Origin of the sequence: Duganella sp., assembly GCF_039595735.1 — a bacterium.
Lineage (GTDB): Bacteria > Pseudomonadota > Gammaproteobacteria > Burkholderiales > Burkholderiaceae_D > Rugamonas.
This window is the reverse complement of the sequence record NZ_JBCNLB010000003.1, coordinates 224,989-239,682: the sequence shown is the minus strand read 5'-3', so window position 1 is coordinate 239,682 and position 14,694 is coordinate 224,989. Positions and strand designations below refer to the sequence as shown.

General features: G+C 64.7%; 17 protein-coding genes. 10 read left to right on the top strand and 7 right to left on the bottom strand.

The annotated features are described in order from the left end of the window. Nucleotides 1-115 precede the first annotated feature (115 nt). From ABDW57_RS08560 to ABDW57_RS08545, 4 genes are read left to right on the top strand one after another with little or no spacing between them, the layout of a single operon-like run. Complete coding sequence (locus ABDW57_RS08560; RefSeq protein WP_343729783.1) at nucleotides 116-379, top strand: DUF1427 family protein; 264 nt, start codon at nucleotides 116-118, stop codon at nucleotides 377-379. Further along, nucleotides 379-2,298 carry an amidohydrolase gene (locus ABDW57_RS08555; RefSeq protein WP_343729782.1) on the top strand — a complete coding sequence of 640 codons (1,920 nt, stop codon included), beginning with the start codon at nucleotides 379-381 and terminating at the stop codon, nucleotides 2,296-2,298. Before ABDW57_RS08560 ends, ABDW57_RS08555 begins: the two co-directional genes overlap by 1 nt. Beyond that, the gene (locus ABDW57_RS08550) at nucleotides 2,298-2,723 is read left to right on the top strand and encodes a DoxX family protein (protein WP_343729781.1); all 426 of its coding nucleotides are present in this window, start codon (nucleotides 2,298-2,300) and stop codon (nucleotides 2,721-2,723) included. Before ABDW57_RS08555 ends, ABDW57_RS08550 begins: the two co-directional genes overlap by 1 nt. Further along, nucleotides 2,710-3,366: a YoaK family protein gene (locus tag ABDW57_RS08545; protein ID WP_343729780.1), complete on the top strand. Its 657-nt coding sequence runs from the start codon at nucleotides 2,710-2,712 to the stop codon at nucleotides 3,364-3,366. Before ABDW57_RS08550 ends, ABDW57_RS08545 begins: the two co-directional genes overlap by 14 nt. On the opposite strand, the gene ABDW57_RS08540 is transcribed toward ABDW57_RS08545, so the two are convergent. Together ABDW57_RS08540 and ABDW57_RS08535 are read right to left on the bottom strand one after the other, a co-directional pair. Next, entirely contained in the window at nucleotides 3,363-3,986 is a 624-nt protein-coding gene (locus ABDW57_RS08540) for a response regulator transcription factor (RefSeq protein ID WP_343729779.1), read from the bottom strand. The genes ABDW57_RS08545 and ABDW57_RS08540 overlap by 4 nt on opposite strands. A 1-nt stretch (nucleotide 3,987) precedes the next feature. After that, nucleotides 3,988-4,920: an MBL fold metallo-hydrolase gene (locus tag ABDW57_RS08535; RefSeq protein ID WP_343729778.1), complete on the bottom strand. Its 933-nt coding sequence runs from the start codon at nucleotides 4,918-4,920 to the stop codon at nucleotides 3,988-3,990. Between the two features lie 121 nt (nucleotides 4,921-5,041). Between ABDW57_RS08535 and ABDW57_RS08530 the strand changes: the two genes are divergently transcribed. Beyond that, a complete protein-coding gene (locus ABDW57_RS08530) occupies nucleotides 5,042-6,016 on the top strand; it encodes a LysR family transcriptional regulator (RefSeq protein WP_343729777.1) in 975 nt (324 codons plus the stop codon). Between the two features lie 5 nt (nucleotides 6,017-6,021). Here ABDW57_RS08530 and ABDW57_RS08525 read toward each other — a convergent pair whose 3' ends face one another. The 4 genes from ABDW57_RS08525 to ABDW57_RS08510 form a co-directional block, all read right to left on the bottom strand. Next, nucleotides 6,022-6,960, bottom strand: a complete 939-nt coding sequence (locus ABDW57_RS08525) for a tetratricopeptide repeat protein (protein ID WP_343729776.1) — start codon at nucleotides 6,958-6,960, stop codon at nucleotides 6,022-6,024. A gap of 42 nt (nucleotides 6,961-7,002) precedes the next feature. Then, complete coding sequence (locus ABDW57_RS08520; RefSeq protein ID WP_343730009.1) at nucleotides 7,003-8,262, bottom strand: D-amino acid dehydrogenase; 1,260 nt, start codon at nucleotides 8,260-8,262, stop codon at nucleotides 7,003-7,005. Between the two features lie 48 nt (nucleotides 8,263-8,310). Continuing rightward, entirely contained in the window at nucleotides 8,311-10,161 is a 1,851-nt protein-coding gene (locus tag ABDW57_RS08515) for a DUF885 family protein (RefSeq protein WP_343729775.1), read from the bottom strand. A 67-nt stretch (nucleotides 10,162-10,228) separates the two neighbouring features. Next, a complete protein-coding gene (locus tag ABDW57_RS08510) occupies nucleotides 10,229-11,731 on the bottom strand; it encodes an FAD-dependent monooxygenase (protein ID WP_343729774.1) in 1,503 nt (500 codons plus the stop codon). A gap of 109 nt (nucleotides 11,732-11,840) precedes the next feature. Between ABDW57_RS08510 and bla the strand changes: the two genes are divergently transcribed. The 5 genes from bla to ABDW57_RS08485 are packed head-to-tail and all read left to right on the top strand — an operon-like array spanning nucleotide 11,841 to nucleotide 14,084. Continuing rightward, entirely contained in the window at nucleotides 11,841-12,722 is an 882-nt protein-coding gene (gene bla, locus ABDW57_RS08505) for a class A beta-lactamase (RefSeq protein WP_343729773.1), read from the top strand. After that, a complete protein-coding gene (locus ABDW57_RS08500) occupies nucleotides 12,719-12,937 on the top strand; it encodes a hypothetical protein (RefSeq protein WP_343729772.1) in 219 nt (72 codons plus the stop codon). The genes bla and ABDW57_RS08500 overlap by 4 nt, the downstream gene beginning before the upstream one ends. Further along, a complete protein-coding gene (locus ABDW57_RS08495; protein WP_343729771.1) occupies nucleotides 12,934-13,431 on the top strand; it encodes a GNAT family N-acetyltransferase in 498 nt (165 codons plus the stop codon). The genes ABDW57_RS08500 and ABDW57_RS08495 overlap by 4 nt, the downstream gene beginning before the upstream one ends. A 60-nt stretch (nucleotides 13,432-13,491) precedes the next feature. After that, a complete protein-coding gene (locus ABDW57_RS08490) occupies nucleotides 13,492-13,743 on the top strand; it encodes an AbrB/MazE/SpoVT family DNA-binding domain-containing protein (RefSeq protein WP_343729770.1) in 252 nt (83 codons plus the stop codon). Then, nucleotides 13,737-14,084, top strand: coding sequence for a type II toxin-antitoxin system ChpB family toxin (locus tag ABDW57_RS08485; RefSeq protein WP_343729769.1), 348 nt, complete (start codon nucleotides 13,737-13,739; stop codon nucleotides 14,082-14,084). Before ABDW57_RS08490 ends, ABDW57_RS08485 begins: the two co-directional genes overlap by 7 nt. Nucleotides 14,085-14,107: 23 nt before the next feature. Here the strand turns inward: ABDW57_RS08485 and ABDW57_RS08480 are convergent, their stop codons facing one another. Next, a complete protein-coding gene (locus ABDW57_RS08480; protein WP_343729768.1) occupies nucleotides 14,108-14,689 on the bottom strand; it encodes a DUF1801 domain-containing protein in 582 nt (193 codons plus the stop codon). Nucleotides 14,690-14,694: the final 5 nt, after the last annotated feature.

Below are 14,694 nucleotides of genomic sequence, written 5' to 3'. Positions count from 1 at the left end.
GCAAGTTGAGATCCCCCAAAAGGAAGGGAGGCGCACGATCAATACCAGTGATGCCAGAAGCGGGCGTGCTCTCTACACTGTGGGCACGATTTACTTACTGGAGCTATGCTAAATCATGAAAATGTATATCGTTTCGCTGGCCGTCGGCTTGTTGGTCGGCCTCATATACGGCTTCCTGAACGTGCGTTCGCCGGCGCCGCCGGTGATCGCCTTGGTCGGTTTGCTCGGCATGCTGCTCGGTGAGCAGCTGCCGCCGCTGCTGCGCCAGATCTGGAAGCCGGAAGCCAAACAAGTGTCGTGGATCGAAGACCACGTCAAGCCGCATTGTTTCGGCCAGCTGCCATCCGCGCAGAAGACCGATGAAACCCGGAGCACCTAATGAACCCAACACCTGACCTGATTCTCCATCGCGGCCTGTTCACCACCCTGGACCGCGGCAACCCCCACGCCGAAGCCGTCGCCATCAAGGACGGCAAATTCACCCATGTCGGCCGCGCCGACGAGATCATGGCGCTGGCCGGACCGGCCACCAAAATCATCGACCTGCAAGGCAAGCGCGTGCTGCCAGGCCTGATCGACAATCACTGCCATATTATCCGCGGCGGCCTGAATTTCAACCTGGAGCTGCGCTGGGACGGCGTGCGTTCGCTGGCCGACGCCATGGCCATGCTGAAAGCGCAGGTGGCGATCACGCCGGCGCCGCAATGGGTGCGCGTGGTGGGCGGCTTCACCGAGCACCAGTTTGCCGAGAAGCGCCTGCCGACCATCGAGGAACTGAACGCAGTGGCGCCCGATACGCCGGTGTTCATTCTGCACCTGTACGACCGCGCGCTGCTGAATGGCGCCGCGCTGCGCGCCGTCGGCTACACCAGGGACACGCCGGAGCCGCCGGGCGGCCAGATCCTGCGTGACGGCTCGGGCAATCCGACCGGCCTGCTGCTGGCCAAGCCGAACGCCTCCATCCTGTATGCGACCCTGGCCAAGGGCCCGAAACTGCCGCTGGAATACCAGGTCAATTCGACCCGCCACTTCATGCGCGAGCTGAATCGCCTGGGCGTGACCGGTGTGATCGATGCCGGCGGCGGCTTCCAGAACTATCCGGAAGACTATCAGGTGATCCAGCAGCTGGCCGACGCCAAACAGCTGACCATCCGCATGGCCTACAACCTGTTCACGCAAAAGCCCAAGCAGGAGAAGGAAGACTTCATCAACTGGACCCAGAGCGTCAAGTACCAGCAGGGCGACGACTATTTCCGCCACAACGGCGCCGGCGAGATGCTGACTTTCTCGGCGGCCGACTTTGAAGACTTCCGCCAGCCGCGTCCGGACATGCCTGAGAATATGGAAGACGACCTGGAAGGCGTGGTGCGCGTGCTGGCGCAGAACCGCTGGCCATGGCGCATGCATGCCACCTATGACGAAACCATCAGCCGCGCGCTGGACGTGTTTGAGCGCGTAAACCAGGACATCCCGCTGGAAGGCCTGAACTGGTTCTTCGACCACGCCGAGACCATCTCGCAGCAGTCGATCGACCGCATCGCCGCGCTGGGCGGCGGCGTCGCCGTGCAGCACCGCATGGCGTATCAGGGCGAATACTTCATCGAGCGTTATGGCCACGGCGCCGCCGAAGCCACGCCGCCGATCAAGAAGATTCTCGAATCGGGCGTGAAAACCTCGGCCGGCACCGACGCCACCCGCGTGGCCTCGTACAACCCGTGGGTCTCGCTGGCCTGGATGATCACCGGTAAAACCGTCAGCGGCGCCCAGCTCTACCCGCGCGCCAATTGCCTGGACCGCGAAACCGCGCTGCGCATGTGGACCGAGAACACCACCTGGTTCTCCAATGAGGAAGGCAAGAAGGGCCGCATTCAGGTCGGCCAGCTGGCGGATCTGATCGTACCGGACAAGGACTTCTTCGCCTGCGCCGAAAGCGAGATCTGGGACCTGACCTCCAACCTGACCATCGTTGGCGGCAACGTGGTGTACGCGGCCGGCGCCTTCGCCAGCCATGACACGCCGCCGCCGCCGGCCATGCCGGATTGGTCGCCGGTGCGCCGTTACGGCGGCTACGCCGGCTGGGGCGAGAAGCAGGGCACCAGCCGCGCCGCGCTCAAGGAACTGGAAAAACGCCAGCTGCAGCAGAAGCGCGAACGCGAGCAGCAGGCCGCTGCCTGCGGTTGCGCCAACAACTGCAACGTGCACGGCCACCAGCACGCCAACTCGTGGGCCAGCAAGATGCCGGTGTCGGACCTCAAGAGCTTCTGGGGCGCGCTGGGCTGCGCCTGCTGGGCAGTGTGATGCGGGCGCCGGCGATTGCGACATCGGCGGCGCAGCACGCACCCTGGATACGCTGGGTGTGTCTGCTGCTGCTGTGTGCCGCCTATATCCAGGGCGGCATCAACAAGCTGACCGACTTCAACTCCGCCATCGGCGAGATGCGGCATTTCGGCCTGGCGCCGGCGGCGCCGCTGGCGGCGCTGGTGATCGCGCTGGAACTGGGCGCCTCGCTGGCCATCCTGACTGGCGTTTACCGCTGGCTGGGCGCGGGCTTCCTCGGCGTGTTCACGCTGATGGCGACCTTCGTGGCCAACCGTTTCTGGGAGATGGGCGGCCAGGAACGCTTCATGGCCGCCAACAGCTTCTTCGAGCACCTCGGCCTGACCGGTGCTTTCCTGCTGGTGGCATGGCTCGATTTACAGAAAGGTAGTGATGGAACGCGGTGATATCAAACAAGGCGCAGCGCTGGGCTTTTTGGCCGGCTACGTCGACACATTGGGCTTTGTCGGCCTGTTCGGCCTGTTCACGGCTCACGTAACAGGCAACTTCGTGCTGATCGGCCGCGCGCTGATCGAACCGACCCAGGCCATCGCCATCAAGCTGATGGTGTTCCCGGTGTTTATCCTGTTTGTCGCGCTGGCGCGGCTGGCGATACTGCATTGGGACCGCAACGGCAGCAAGACGCTGCGCAACAGCTTCCTGTTCCAGTTGTTCATGATGCTGGCGACGGTGCTGTGCGCGTGGCAGGCGGCGCCGGTGGTGGAAGCGTCGGCGCCACTGACGCTGCTGACTGGCTCGCTGTGCGCCGGCGCCATGGCGGTGCAAAACGCCTACGGCAAGCTATTGCTGGGCAAGGCGGCGGCCACCACGGTCATGACCGGTAACGTCACGACGCTGGTGATCGAGCTGGTGGATTCGCTGCGCGGCGACCAGGAGGCGATTGGCCGCTGCAAGAAGCTGACCTGGCCGGTGCTGGGCTTTACCGCCGGCTGCATGAGCGGCGGCATTGCCTTCGTGCTGACCGGCTTCCATGGCCTGCTGCTGCCGTGCGCGATGCTGGTGTGGCTCGCGGCGGCAGCCAGGGATTAAATGGTAATAATCCCGCGTTTCAGGGCGATCGTCACCGCATGAGTGCGATCGTTCGCGGCCAGCTTGGCCAGCACGTTCTTCATATGCGCCTTGACGGTTTCCTCCGAGATCGCCAGGCGCTCCGCGATGCGGCGGTTGGAGTGTCCACTGGCCGCATAATTCAGCACTTCCATTTCGCGCGAGCTTAACGGCCCCTGGCCCATGTGCTGGGCCAGTTCCATCGCGATTTCCGGCGGAATGCGGCGCTGGCCCATGTGCACGCCGCGCACGGTGTCCAGCAAGTCCTTGCGCAAAGTACTTTTCAACAGGAAGCCAGCCGCGCCGCCTTGCACGGCGCGCAGGATCTGGGCGTCGCCCTTGTAGGTGGTCAGCATGACGACGCGGGCGTTGTTATGCTCGCGGCGGATTTCCTGCAGCGCCGTCACGCCGTCCATCTCCGGCATGGCGATATCCATGATGGTGACGTCGGGCCGCAGCTGCCGGAAGGCGTCCACCGCCTCGCGGCCGTTGCACGCTTCGCCCACCACCTGCATGTCCGGCTGGTTGGAAATGGCCTCGCCAAGACCGGCGCGCAGCAGCGGGTGGTCGTCGACGACCAGTACCGAGATCGGGGTGCTCATGTCAGCGCAGCTGCGTGTAAGCCACCGGCACCCACTGATAACCCTTGCCGTTGCTGCGCAAGTGGCCCAGGCCGGGGAACGACAGGTGCGATGCGCCGACCAGCGTGCCATCCTTGGCCACCGCCTGGAACACCTTGGCGCGCGCCGCGGCGGCGGCCTTGGCGTCGCTGTCGAAGCCGATGGTCACTTCGGGGTGGTCGAACTGCACCGCGCCGACGTGAATCAGGTCACCCAGCAGCACCAGCTTCTTGCCCTTGCTTTCCACCGTGTAGATGGTGTGGCCTGGCGTGTGGCCATAGCTGGAGGTGGCGCGCACGCCCGGCGCCAGTTCGGTGTCGCCGCTGAAAGGCTTCAGGTGCTGCGCGCTGGCGTAGGGCGACAGCGATGCCACCGCACCCTGGAAGAAGCCCTTGCTGTCGGCCGGCGCCTTGTCCTGGTTGGCCTGGCTCAGCCAGAAATCGGTATCGCGCTTGTCGGCGCGTACCACGGCGTTGGGGAACACGATCTGGCTGTTGGCGGCCAGGCCGCCCACGTGGTCCGGATGCAGGTGGGTCAGGTAGATTTCATCGATCTGCTCCGGCTGATAACCGGAGGCCTTGATGTTGGCCGCCAGCTTGCCGAGGGTCGGGCCGAACAGGCCGCCGGCGCCGGTGTCCACCAGAATCAGCTTGCTGCCGGTGTTGATCAGGAAGGCGTTGACCGAGGTCTCGGTCGGCAGCGACTGGAAATTGCGGGCCAGCGCCTTGGCGGTGATTTCCGCCGGCTCATGCAGCAGCTTGTCGATAGGCAGGTCGACCGTGCCGTCGCTGATGGCCGTCACCTCAAAATCGCCGAGCGTGATGCGATGGAAGCCCGGCGCGTTGGTGCCGGCCAGCGGCGCGGCGGCAAAGGCGGGGGCGGCGAACAGGGCGGCGATCAGTGGTGTGAATTTCATGCTGGTGTCCTTAATAATTCATCGATAGAACGAAGTATGCTGCTTTGCAAAAAATGGCACAATATGCAAAAAGGCAAATGTTCTTTGCGGAATGCGCAAAGATGCCGTTCGAGGGGAAAAGATGATTGATGGTTTGGAATGCTTTGTTACGGTAGTGGAACTAGGCAGCCTGTCGCGGGCGGCGGTACAGCTGGAAATGGCGGTGTCCTCGGTGTCGCGCAAGATCGATGCGCTGGAGGAGGAGCTGGGCGCGCGCCTGCTGTTGCGCAGTTCACGGCAGGTGCTGTTGACCGACGCCGGCGAGCGCTTCCTGCCGCGTGCCCGCAATATCCTGGCGGAGCTGGCCGATGGCAGGAATGCGGTGCAGGAGCTGGACGTCGAACCGCGCGGCCTGCTGACGGTGACCGCGCCAGCGGCGTTCGGCCGTCTGCATGTCGCCCCCGCGATTGCCAGCTTCCTGCAGCGCCACCCGCTGATCGAGGTCGACCTGCACGTCAGCGATGATGTGGTGGACTTGTCGGCGCGCCGCGTCGACGTCGCGGTGCGCGCCGGCGTGCTGCCGGCCAGCGATCTGGTGGCGACCCACCTGGCCGGCATGAACCGGGTGGTCAGCGCCAGCCCGGCCTATCTTGAAAAACATGGCTGGCCGGCCTCGCCGGAAGACCTGCTGAATCATGAATGCCTGACGGTGAACGGACGTGTGCCGCCGCGCGGCTGGTGGCGTTTTCAGGGCGTGAACGGGTATCAGCCCTTGCCGGTGAAGGGAAGGCTGCGGTGCGACGATACCGACTCGCTGCTGCATGCGGCCATCAACGGCGCCGGTATTGTCCATCTGGCGAACTGGCTGGCCAGCGATGCGATCGTGGCCGGGCAGCTGGTGCCGGTGTTCCCCATGCTGCCGATCGAGAACGACGCCACCCTGCGGCGCGATCCGAACGAGCCGGCGATCCACGCGGTGCACATGCCGGGCCGCTCCAACCAGGCCAAGGCGCAGCTGTTGATACGTCATTTGAGGGAGTATTTTGGCAGTCCGGCTTACTGGGATGTGGCCATGCTGGCTGCCGGGGCGGCAGAGCGCCGCCCCAGGAAGATGTAGCTGTATCAGTCCCAGTCGCCGCCACCGCCGCCACTGTCACCGCCGCCTCCGCCGCCGTCATCCCAGCCGCCGCTGACGCCGAAGTCATTGCCGCCCATGTCGTCGCGGCGCAGCAGTTCATCGCGTGACGAAGGATCGTCGTAAATGATGTCGTTGCGCGGCTGATCGTGGCCGGCGTTGGAATCGTGGTTGCCGGTGAACTGGCGCGCCAGCGCTTCAGCCGCCACAAAGCCGGCACCCACCGCCGCGCCGGTCGCCAGGCCGCCCATGATGCGCGAACCCATGCCCGGCTGCGCCGGCTGGCCATAACCGGGCTGGCCGTAACCCGGCTGCGGATAGCCTTGTTGCGGATAGCCGCCTGGCGCATAGCCTGGCGCCGCGCCCGGATGGTAGCCGGCTGGGTTGTACTGATCGCTGGCCGCTTGCTGCTGGCGGCGCTGCATGAAGCGCGTGGCCAGCCAGATGAAGCCGGCCAGGCCCAGGCCGATAATCAGGATGCCGCTAAACGAAATGCCGCTGCTTTGCGGCGCATTGGCGTAGCCGCCGCTGCCGTAATTGGCGCCGCCGCCGTTATTGGCGTGACGCGCCGGCTGCTGGGTGTAATTGGTTTTCTGGCCTTCGGCCAGCAGCGCTTTCAGCTTGGCCACTGCCTCCGGCTTGACCTTGGGCAGGCCAGGCGACAGCTGCTCGGCCTTGGCCAGCGAAGCTTGCGCAGCAACGAACTGGCCTTGTTTGGCCTGCAGTTCGGCTTCGACAAAGTACGCAGTGGCGCTGTTGGGGTGTGCCTTCAGCACCTGATCCATCATCGCCTGCGCTTCGGCGTATTTGCCTGCTTCGGCAGCCACATACACCTCGTGAATGGTGGGCTCGGCGGCAAATACAGGGGCCGCAAACGCCAGGGCGCCGGCCAGCATGGTAATACGTGCAATAGATTTCGCCGTCATTTCTATACCTCCTGGTGAAGACAGGCCTAAGATGAAGACAGTTTACGCCAATTTCAAGGGCGCAGCGGTGCGTTGCAGCACAGAGTCGCGGGATGCGGCCACGCTGGCGGCCACCATGTCGGCGGTGGCGGCGCACAGGGTCCAGCCCAGGTGGCCGTGGCCGGTGTTGTAAAACACGCCCGGCGCCTTGCCGGGGCCAACGCGCGGCATCAGGTCCGGCATCATCGGGCGCAGGCCGGCCCAGGGTGTGATGCTGTGGGTGCTGACGTCCGGGAAGTTCTGTTGCACCCAGTCCGTCAGCGGCGCGATGCGGTCGGCGCGGATGTCGCGGTTAAAGCCATGGAACTCGGCGGTGCCGGCCACGCGCAAGCGCTCCTCGCCCAGGCGGCTGCTGACCAGCTTGACCGTGTCGTCCACCAGGCTGACGCGCGGCGCGGCGGCGCGGCTGGCCTCATCCTCAAGATGCACGGTGACCGAGTAACCTTTGACCGGATAGACATTGACGTCGTCGCCCACCTGCGCGGCCAACTGGCGGCTGGCCGCACCGGCGCAGATGACCACCGCGTCGTAATCGGTGATGTCGGCGCTGTCGCCTTGCAGCACGGTGACGCTGACGCCGTGCTCGCCGGCGCTCAGCTGCACCACTTGCTGGTTGCAGCGCAGCTGCGCGCCCAGCCGTTGCGCGGCCTGCGCCAGGCCGGTGGTGAATTTGTGGATGTCGCCGCTGCTGTCGCTCTCGGTGTAATGGCCGCCGTAAAACTGGCCCTTCAGCGCCGGCTCGATGGCGCGCATCTCATCCGGCGTCACGGCGCGGCGCGGCACGCCGCCGCGCGCCAGCAGCTTGCTGACGGCGACCGCGTGGTCAAACTCGGCGCGGTCGCGATGGATATGCAGGATGCCCTGGCGTTTCAGGTCGAATTCGATGCCTTCTTCGTCGGCCCACTGGAACAAATGCTCGCGCGCGGCCACCGCCATGCGGGCGAGGGCGATGGTGTTGTCGTGGTAGTGCGGCATGGCGCCGATAAACTCGGCAAACCAGGACAGCTTGTGCCAGCTGGGATGCAGATGCACCAGCAGCGGCGCATCGCTGCGCAGCAGCCATTGCAACGCCTTGGCGATGGTGGCGCGGTGATTCCAGACTTCCGCATGGGAGGCCGACAGCTGGCCGCCGTTGGCATAGGAGGTTTCCATCGCCACGTAGCGATGACGTTCCAGCAGGGTGACGGCGAAGCCGCGCTTGGCGAGGGCGTAAGCGGTGGTCACGCCGGTGACCCCGCCGCCGATGATGGCGATGGTTTTCATGATAGGCATAACAATGTTACAAGAAAACCATCGCCGCCGAAACAAATTTTATGCTTTCTGTTGTTTCGCGCGCTGCGTGGCGATGTAGCGGTCGATCACCGTCGGCAGCACCGTCAGCGGCACGCCGCAACTGGTGACCAGGGCGTCGTTGAAGCCGGCCAGGTCGAACTTGCCGCCCAGCGCCGCCCGGGCGCGCTCGCGCTGGCGCAGGATTTCGTTGTGGCCCATCTTGTAGCCGCAGGCCTGGCCCGGCGACACGGTGTAGCGGTCGATCTCGCTGGTCATGGCTTGCTGGCCGCGGCCGGTGTTCTCGACCAGGAAGCGGATCGCCTGTTCGCGCGTCCACTGCATGGCGTGCATGCCGGTGTCCACCACCAGGCGGCAGGCGCGGAACTGCTGCGCCTGCAGATAGCCGATCTGGCTGAACGGATCGTTGACGTACAGGCCGAATTCGTCGACCAGCTGCTCCGCATACAGCGCCCAGCCTTCGACAAAGGCGTTAAAGCCGATCAGCGAAGAGATCAGCGGCAGTTCGCCGTGGTGCTCGGCCAGGTAGGCGCCTTGCCAGGCGTGGCCCGGCAAGCCCTCGTGCGCGGTCAGGGTGGCGATTTCCGACTTCGGCCACAACGTGGTCGACTTCAGGTTGATGTAGTAGATGGCCGGGCGCGAACCGTCCAGCGAGGCGAAGTTCATATAGCCCAGCGGCGCGCCGGATTCGATATCGGTTGGCACGCGCTTGATCTGCAGCGGTACTTTCAGGTCCAGATGCGAAATCTGCGGCATCAGCTTGCGCACCGCCAGCACGCGCTCGTTGCAGTAGGCGATCAGCTCTTCGCGGCCCTGGTCGTTGTCGGCGTAGAAGCGCTGCGGGTCTTTCGACAGCGCCAGCAGGCGCTGGCCCACCGTGCCCTGGGTGATGCCCTGTTTTTTCAGGATGGCGTCGATGCGCGCCTGCAGCTGCTTGTTCTGTTCCAGGCCGATGGCGTGGATTTCCCTGGCGCTGCGGGTGGTCGAGGTGCCAAGGCGCAGCGCCCACTCGTAGTAGGCCGCGCCGTCCGGCAGGCGGTGCACGCCAGCCACGTTGGTGGCCTTGGCGGCGGCTTTGCCGAAGGCGTCGATCTGGCGGTCCAGCGCGGGATAGACCGAACCTTCAACCAGTTTCAGGGCGCGCTCATGCCAGTCGCCGGCGATGCCTTGCTTTTGCGTGCGCCCGGTGATCGAGGTGACCAGCTTTTGCTGGGCAGGGGCGGTCTTGCGGAAGTTCTGCAGCTGGGCCAAGGCCGTGCGACAGATGAAGTCCGGCGGCATGATGCCTTTGCCGGCTTGCTCCGCGATGCGCGCGGTTTCCTGGTCCAGCATCCGCGCCATGGCGGCCAGACGCGCGATATAGGCCTCGGCATCGGCGGCGTTGGCGATCGCGTGCTGGGAGTCGAGGAATTCCGGAATGCGGGTCAGCGCGCCGTCCTGCTGGGTGACCGGGAACGGCGCGGTGCCGCCGTTGAAGCCTGCCGCCGCGCCGCCAAACGGGAAGCGCAGGCCGGCGATGCCGGATTCGGCCGCGTAGGCGACGGTGTCGTAGCGGGTTTGCGCCGTCTCGCTCAGTGCGGCGCGGTTGATCGCGCGCAGGCGGGTCTGGATGGATTTGACTTCGGCTTCCCAGGCGGCGTCGCCGGCCGGCGAAATGTCTTCCAGCTGCGCCTTCAGCGCGGCGCGCCCGCCTTTGTCCAGACCCAGGCCGGTGGCGCTGGTGGGGGAGAGGCGCAGTACTTCTTCTGCGATCTCGTCCAGCAGCCGGGTGAAGTTGGCGTCGGCCGGGTTGGCGGTGTCGGCAAAGGCCAGGCCCGGGGCTGCGGTAGCGGCGAGGGTGGCCAGGAGGAAGTCGCGGCGGGTGTAAGTCATGGCATCCTTTGTAAGAAGCGGCGAAAGGCCGACCTTAGCTTGCCGCCCGCCGGCATGTCAATGGCATTTAGCTATCCCTGCCGAACCGTAATTTGAAGCGGGCCGTCAGCTCCTGCAGCACGTCGACCTCCTGGCGCGGCAGGGCCAGCGCCACGTGCATGTCCGGGCGGACCAGGTAGGCCGCATCCTGCAGCAGGCCGGCGTGTTCGGCCGCCTCGTTCCAGCTGCAGACGTGCACCGGCAGGCGCAGGGCTTGCGCGGCTGCGGCCAGTTGCGGCGTCGTGCGGCCGTAGACGTGCAATTGCCAGTCCAGCGATTGCAGCGCGGCGAAATTGTCCGGCACCCACGGCAGCCGGTCGCCGCCGATGACGTCACCGGCGCGCCCTGCGCTGAGGGCGCTGTCGGGATAATGGATCAGCACCTGCGACAGGGTCTTGAACAGCGTGCGGCGGGCGGCGCCCAAGCCGCTCAGCATCGGGAACACATGCGGCAGCAGCCAGCTGCGCAGCAGCTGGCCGCCGGTGCCCTGCGAAACGATCAGCTGGAAGGCGCGGTCGGTGGTGGCCACCAGCTTGCGCGCAAAGACGATGCGCTCCGCCTCGTACGTGTCCAGCAGGGACAGGTCGGCCCGGCCTTGCAGCACGTGGGCCAGCTTCCAGGCCAGGTTGATGGCGTCGCCGATGCCGGTGTTCATGCCCTGGCCGCCGGCGGGACTGTGGATGTGGGCGGCGTCGCCGGCCAGGAAGCAGCGGCCGGTGCGGAAGTGCGAGGCCACGCGGTGATGCACGCGGTAAGTGGAGAACCAGTTCAGCTGTGCCACCCGTATGCCCAGCAGCGGTTCCAGCACCGGCCGCACGGATTCAAAGTCGGCGTGCGCCGGCGCGTGCTCGGGCATGATGCCGATCAGGCGCTGCATGCCGCGCGAGCGCACCGGCAGCATCAGGGCAAACGTGTTGGCGCCCAGGTGGCCGACCAGGTCCTGGTTCGGCGGCCCGGCCGTTTGCAAGTCCGCCACGTAATAGAGATGGTCGTAGGTGCCACCGGTGAATTCCAGCTTGAGGGTTTCGCGCACGCGGCTGCGGGCGCCGTCGCAGCCGCACAGGTAGGCGGCGCTGCAGGTGTGGCGGTCGCCGTCCCGTTCCAGCACCGCGCGCACGCCCCATTCATCCTGCGTGAATGATTCCAGCTCGGTGTTCCATTCCACTTCCACGCCTTCGGCCTTGAGCTGGGCCGCCAGCAGGCGCTCATGGTCGTCCTGCGGGTAGGCCAGTACGAAAGGATAGGGACTGAGGCCGGCGCCGATGTCTTTGAGCGGCAGCTCGACGATGTCCTGGCCGTGTTCGCGCAGGTGGATGGCTTCTATCTTGATGCCCTGGTTGACCACCACCTCGGCAAAGCCCAGCTGGCGGTAGAACTCCAGCGTGCGCGCATGCACCGCCATGGCGCGCGAGGCCAGCCCCGGACCGCTGTTTTTATCGATGATGCGGACAACGACGCCCCGTCTCGCCAACGCAATGGCAAGCACTAAGCCGGTAGGCCCGGCACCGACGATAAGCACTTGGGTCGCCATGGAGCCAGTCTACAACCGCCTTGGAATAGGGTGCGCGCAATTGGGTAGCCACGGTTTGGCCGACGCTGGTATGATTAGTTACTTTTTCCTTAACTGTTATACGTAGCCGATGAGCGATTTCACAACCCGTCGCGCGCTGATGCTGGCGCTGGTCTCCACTCCCTTTGCCGGTGCCGCCGAACTGCTGGACCAGTCGCCCACGGCCACGCCATGGACACCGACCGCGCTGCTGGCGCGGCTGGAGAAGGAATCGGGCGGACGCCTGGGCGTGGCGGCGCTGAACACTGCCGACGGCCGGCAGTTGCTGCATCGCGCCGACGAGCGTTTCCCGTTCTGCAGCACCTTCAAGATGATGCTGGCGGCGGCGGTGCTGGCGCGCGAGCCGGCGCTGCTGAAGAAGCACATCACCTACGACAAGAATGATCTGGTGCCGCATGCGCCGATCACCAGCAAGCATGTGGGCGAAGGCATGACGGTGGCCGAACTGTGCGAAGCGACCATGCAATACAGCGACAACCCTGCCGCCAATCTGCTGATGAAGCAAATCGGTGGGCCGGCCGCCGTGACAGCCTATGCACGTTCGATCGGCGATAACGAATTCCGGCTGGAGCGCTGGGAAACGGAACTGAACACCGCCGTTCCCGGCGACGCGCGCGATACCACCACGCCGCTGGCGATGGCGAAGTCGCTGCAAAAGCTGGTGCTGGGGGACGCGCTGCCGGCCGCGCAGCGCAGGCAACTGAAGGACTGGATGCTGGGGAACACCACCGGCGCCACGCGCATCCGTGCCGGCGTGCCGTCGGGCTGGCCGGTGGCCGACAAAACCGGCGCCGGCGACTATGGCACCGTCAACGACATCGCCATCATCTGGCCGCCGGGCAAAGCGCCGATCGTCCTGGCGGTGTATCTGACGCAGCCCAACAAGGACGACAAACTGCGGCCGGAAATCCACGGCGAGGTAGCCAGGGTGGTGATCGAAGCGTTCCGATGAAAGAACTCAGGTTCAACATCTTCGGCTCCTTCATCCTGGTGACCGGCACACCGGGCGCCTGGCGCGCGTGGTACTTCGGCAGCGAAGGCAAGCGCCGCCCGGCAGACTTCATCATTCCCGGCGACGTGGCGGAGCAGGATCTGTGCGAATACCTGGCCGACCTGTTCCACGAACACGCCACTCCACGTAACAGCACAGCCGCGCCCATGCCATGAATATCCGGATTGCCTGTACCACCGAAGACGATTGGCAAGAACTGAAGCGCATCCGCCTTGCAGCCTTGCTGGATGCGCCGATGGCCTTCAGTGTCAGCCATGCGAGCGCCGCCGCCTACAGCGAGCAGGCATGGCGCGACCGCGCAGCGGGGCGAGGCCCGGCACGCTACATCCTTGCGTTTGACGGCGGCGTGGCAGTCGGCCTCGTCGCCCATGTGCCGGACGCCAGCCAGGAGCTCAACCTGATCGCCATGTGGGTAACGCCAGAGCAGCGCGGCACGCGGACTGCCAGCCGTCTGGTCGAAGCGGTCAAAAGAGCGGCAGCGGTTCAGGGGCACGCCCGTATTTTGCTGGACGTCGCCCCGGATAATCAGCGAGCCACCGCCTTCTACCAAAAACAAGGATTCCACTTCCTCCCAGAATGGGGACCTCTGGCAAGCCACCCGCAGATCGATGTTCAGAAAATGGAATGGATCATCCCGAATCTGAGATAGCGACCGTTTGACAGCGGAATTTTGCGTGTCTACTATGTAGATACGTTAAAGGAGGTGCAGATGGAACTCTCGGTGCAAAAATGGGGCAATAGCGCAGCGGTGCGCTTGCCGACTGAGTTGTTGGGACTGCTCAATGTGAAACTGGGCGACAAGCTGACTGTCAACGTCCAGCCGGATGGGCTTCTGTTGAGAGCAGCCAAACCGACATATTCGCTGGCTGAACTGGTGGCGCAGTGCGATCCGTCAGCGCCCGAACCGGCTGATCTGGCAGACTGGCAAAACATGAAACCAATCGGACGCGAAGCGTGGTAAAGCGAACCCGCTATGGCCGTGGCGATATCGTTATGGTCAATCTGGACCCTACGCAAGGACATGAGCAGAGGGGCACACGCCCCGCGCTGGTGTTGTCTCCGGCGGCATACAATGCATTAGGTGTGGTGTTGGTTGCTCCAATTACCCAGGGTGGAGATTTTGCCCGTCATGCCGGTTTTGCTACGGCGCTGAGTGGCGCGGGCACCAGGACTCAGGGCGTCGTCCTGGTTAACCAGATTCGCATGCTTGATCTTGAGGCGAGAAAGGCCAGGCGCGTCGAGACGGTTCCGGAGCACATCGTGGAAGACGCGCTGGCGCGTCTTCGCGCGATTACGGATTAGAGCGCAACTTTAGCGCAGTAGAGTTAGTCATCCATGCCTTTGCCGTCGAGGATGCGCTGGACGCATTTGTCGATGCGTGATTCGCGCGTCTTCGCTTGCTTGGCGGAGGAGAAATGCAGCAGGTAGGCGCGCTGGCGGCCGGGCGTCAATTCTTCGAAGGCGGCGCGCAAGGCGGGGACGTCGTCCATCTTGCGCTCCAGCTCTTCGGGGAACGAAAACTCGGCGGTCTTTTTCATTTCGACCTTGGCGCCGGACTTTTCCAGCGCGATGGCGTCCTTGATGTAGCTTTTCAGGACTTTCTCCTGGCGCGTGATCTCGGCCAGTTCCTTGAAGCGGATCTGGCGCGCGGCTTGCACGTTTTCGGTCTGCTGGATCAGCAGGTTTTTGGGATCTTTCATCAGCGCGCCTTTGAAGAACAGCAGCGCGCAGTATTCCTTGAAGCCGTGCATCAGCACTACGTTGTGGCCGTCCAGCGTGTAGCAGGGCTGGCCCCATTTGAAGTCTTCTTCCAGGCCGCTGTCGGCAATGATGGCGCGCAGGGCTTCAAATTCGGGACGCCAGTTCTTGGCGCGCTCCAGGAAGGCGTCTACTTTATCGTTGCTCATCGCGT

Bases quoted from the DNA above. Each gene is read 5' to 3' on its own strand.
- ABDW57_RS08560 (WP_343729783.1), top strand. From the start codon at position 116: ATGAAAATGTATATCGTTTCGCTGGCCGTCGGCTTGTTGGTCGGCCTC.
- ABDW57_RS08500 (WP_343729772.1), top strand. From the start codon at position 12,719: ATGAAAGAACTCAGGTTCAACATCTTCGGCTCCTTCATCCTGGTGACC.
- ABDW57_RS08555 (WP_343729782.1), top strand. From the start codon at position 379: ATGAACCCAACACCTGACCTGATTCTCCATCGCGGCCTGTTCACCACC.
- ABDW57_RS08480 (WP_343729768.1), bottom strand. From the start codon at position 14,689: ATGAGCAACGATAAAGTAGACGCCTTCCTGGAGCGCGCCAAGAACTGG.
- ABDW57_RS08535 (WP_343729778.1), bottom strand. From the start codon at position 4,920: ATGAAATTCACACCACTGATCGCCGCCCTGTTCGCCGCCCCCGCCTTT.
- ABDW57_RS08550 (WP_343729781.1), top strand. From the start codon at position 2,298: ATGCGGGCGCCGGCGATTGCGACATCGGCGGCGCAGCACGCACCCTGG.
- ABDW57_RS08545 (WP_343729780.1), top strand. From the start codon at position 2,710: ATGGAACGCGGTGATATCAAACAAGGCGCAGCGCTGGGCTTTTTGGCC.
- ABDW57_RS08490 (WP_343729770.1), top strand. From the start codon at position 13,492: ATGGAACTCTCGGTGCAAAAATGGGGCAATAGCGCAGCGGTGCGCTTG.
- ABDW57_RS08510 (WP_343729774.1), bottom strand. From the start codon at position 11,731: ATGGCGACCCAAGTGCTTATCGTCGGTGCCGGGCCTACCGGCTTAGTG.
- ABDW57_RS08515 (WP_343729775.1), bottom strand. From the start codon at position 10,161: ATGACTTACACCCGCCGCGACTTCCTCCTGGCCACCCTCGCCGCTACC.
- bla (WP_343729773.1), top strand. From the start codon at position 11,841: ATGAGCGATTTCACAACCCGTCGCGCGCTGATGCTGGCGCTGGTCTCC.
- ABDW57_RS08495 (WP_343729771.1), top strand. From the start codon at position 12,934: ATGAATATCCGGATTGCCTGTACCACCGAAGACGATTGGCAAGAACTG.
- ABDW57_RS08520 (WP_343730009.1), bottom strand. From the start codon at position 8,262: ATGAAAACCATCGCCATCATCGGCGGCGGGGTCACCGGCGTGACCACC.
- ABDW57_RS08525 (WP_343729776.1), bottom strand. From the start codon at position 6,960: ATGACGGCGAAATCTATTGCACGTATTACCATGCTGGCCGGCGCCCTG.
- ABDW57_RS08530 (WP_343729777.1), top strand. From the start codon at position 5,042: ATGATTGATGGTTTGGAATGCTTTGTTACGGTAGTGGAACTAGGCAGC.
- ABDW57_RS08540 (WP_343729779.1), bottom strand. From the start codon at position 3,986: ATGAGCACCCCGATCTCGGTACTGGTCGTCGACGACCACCCGCTGCTG.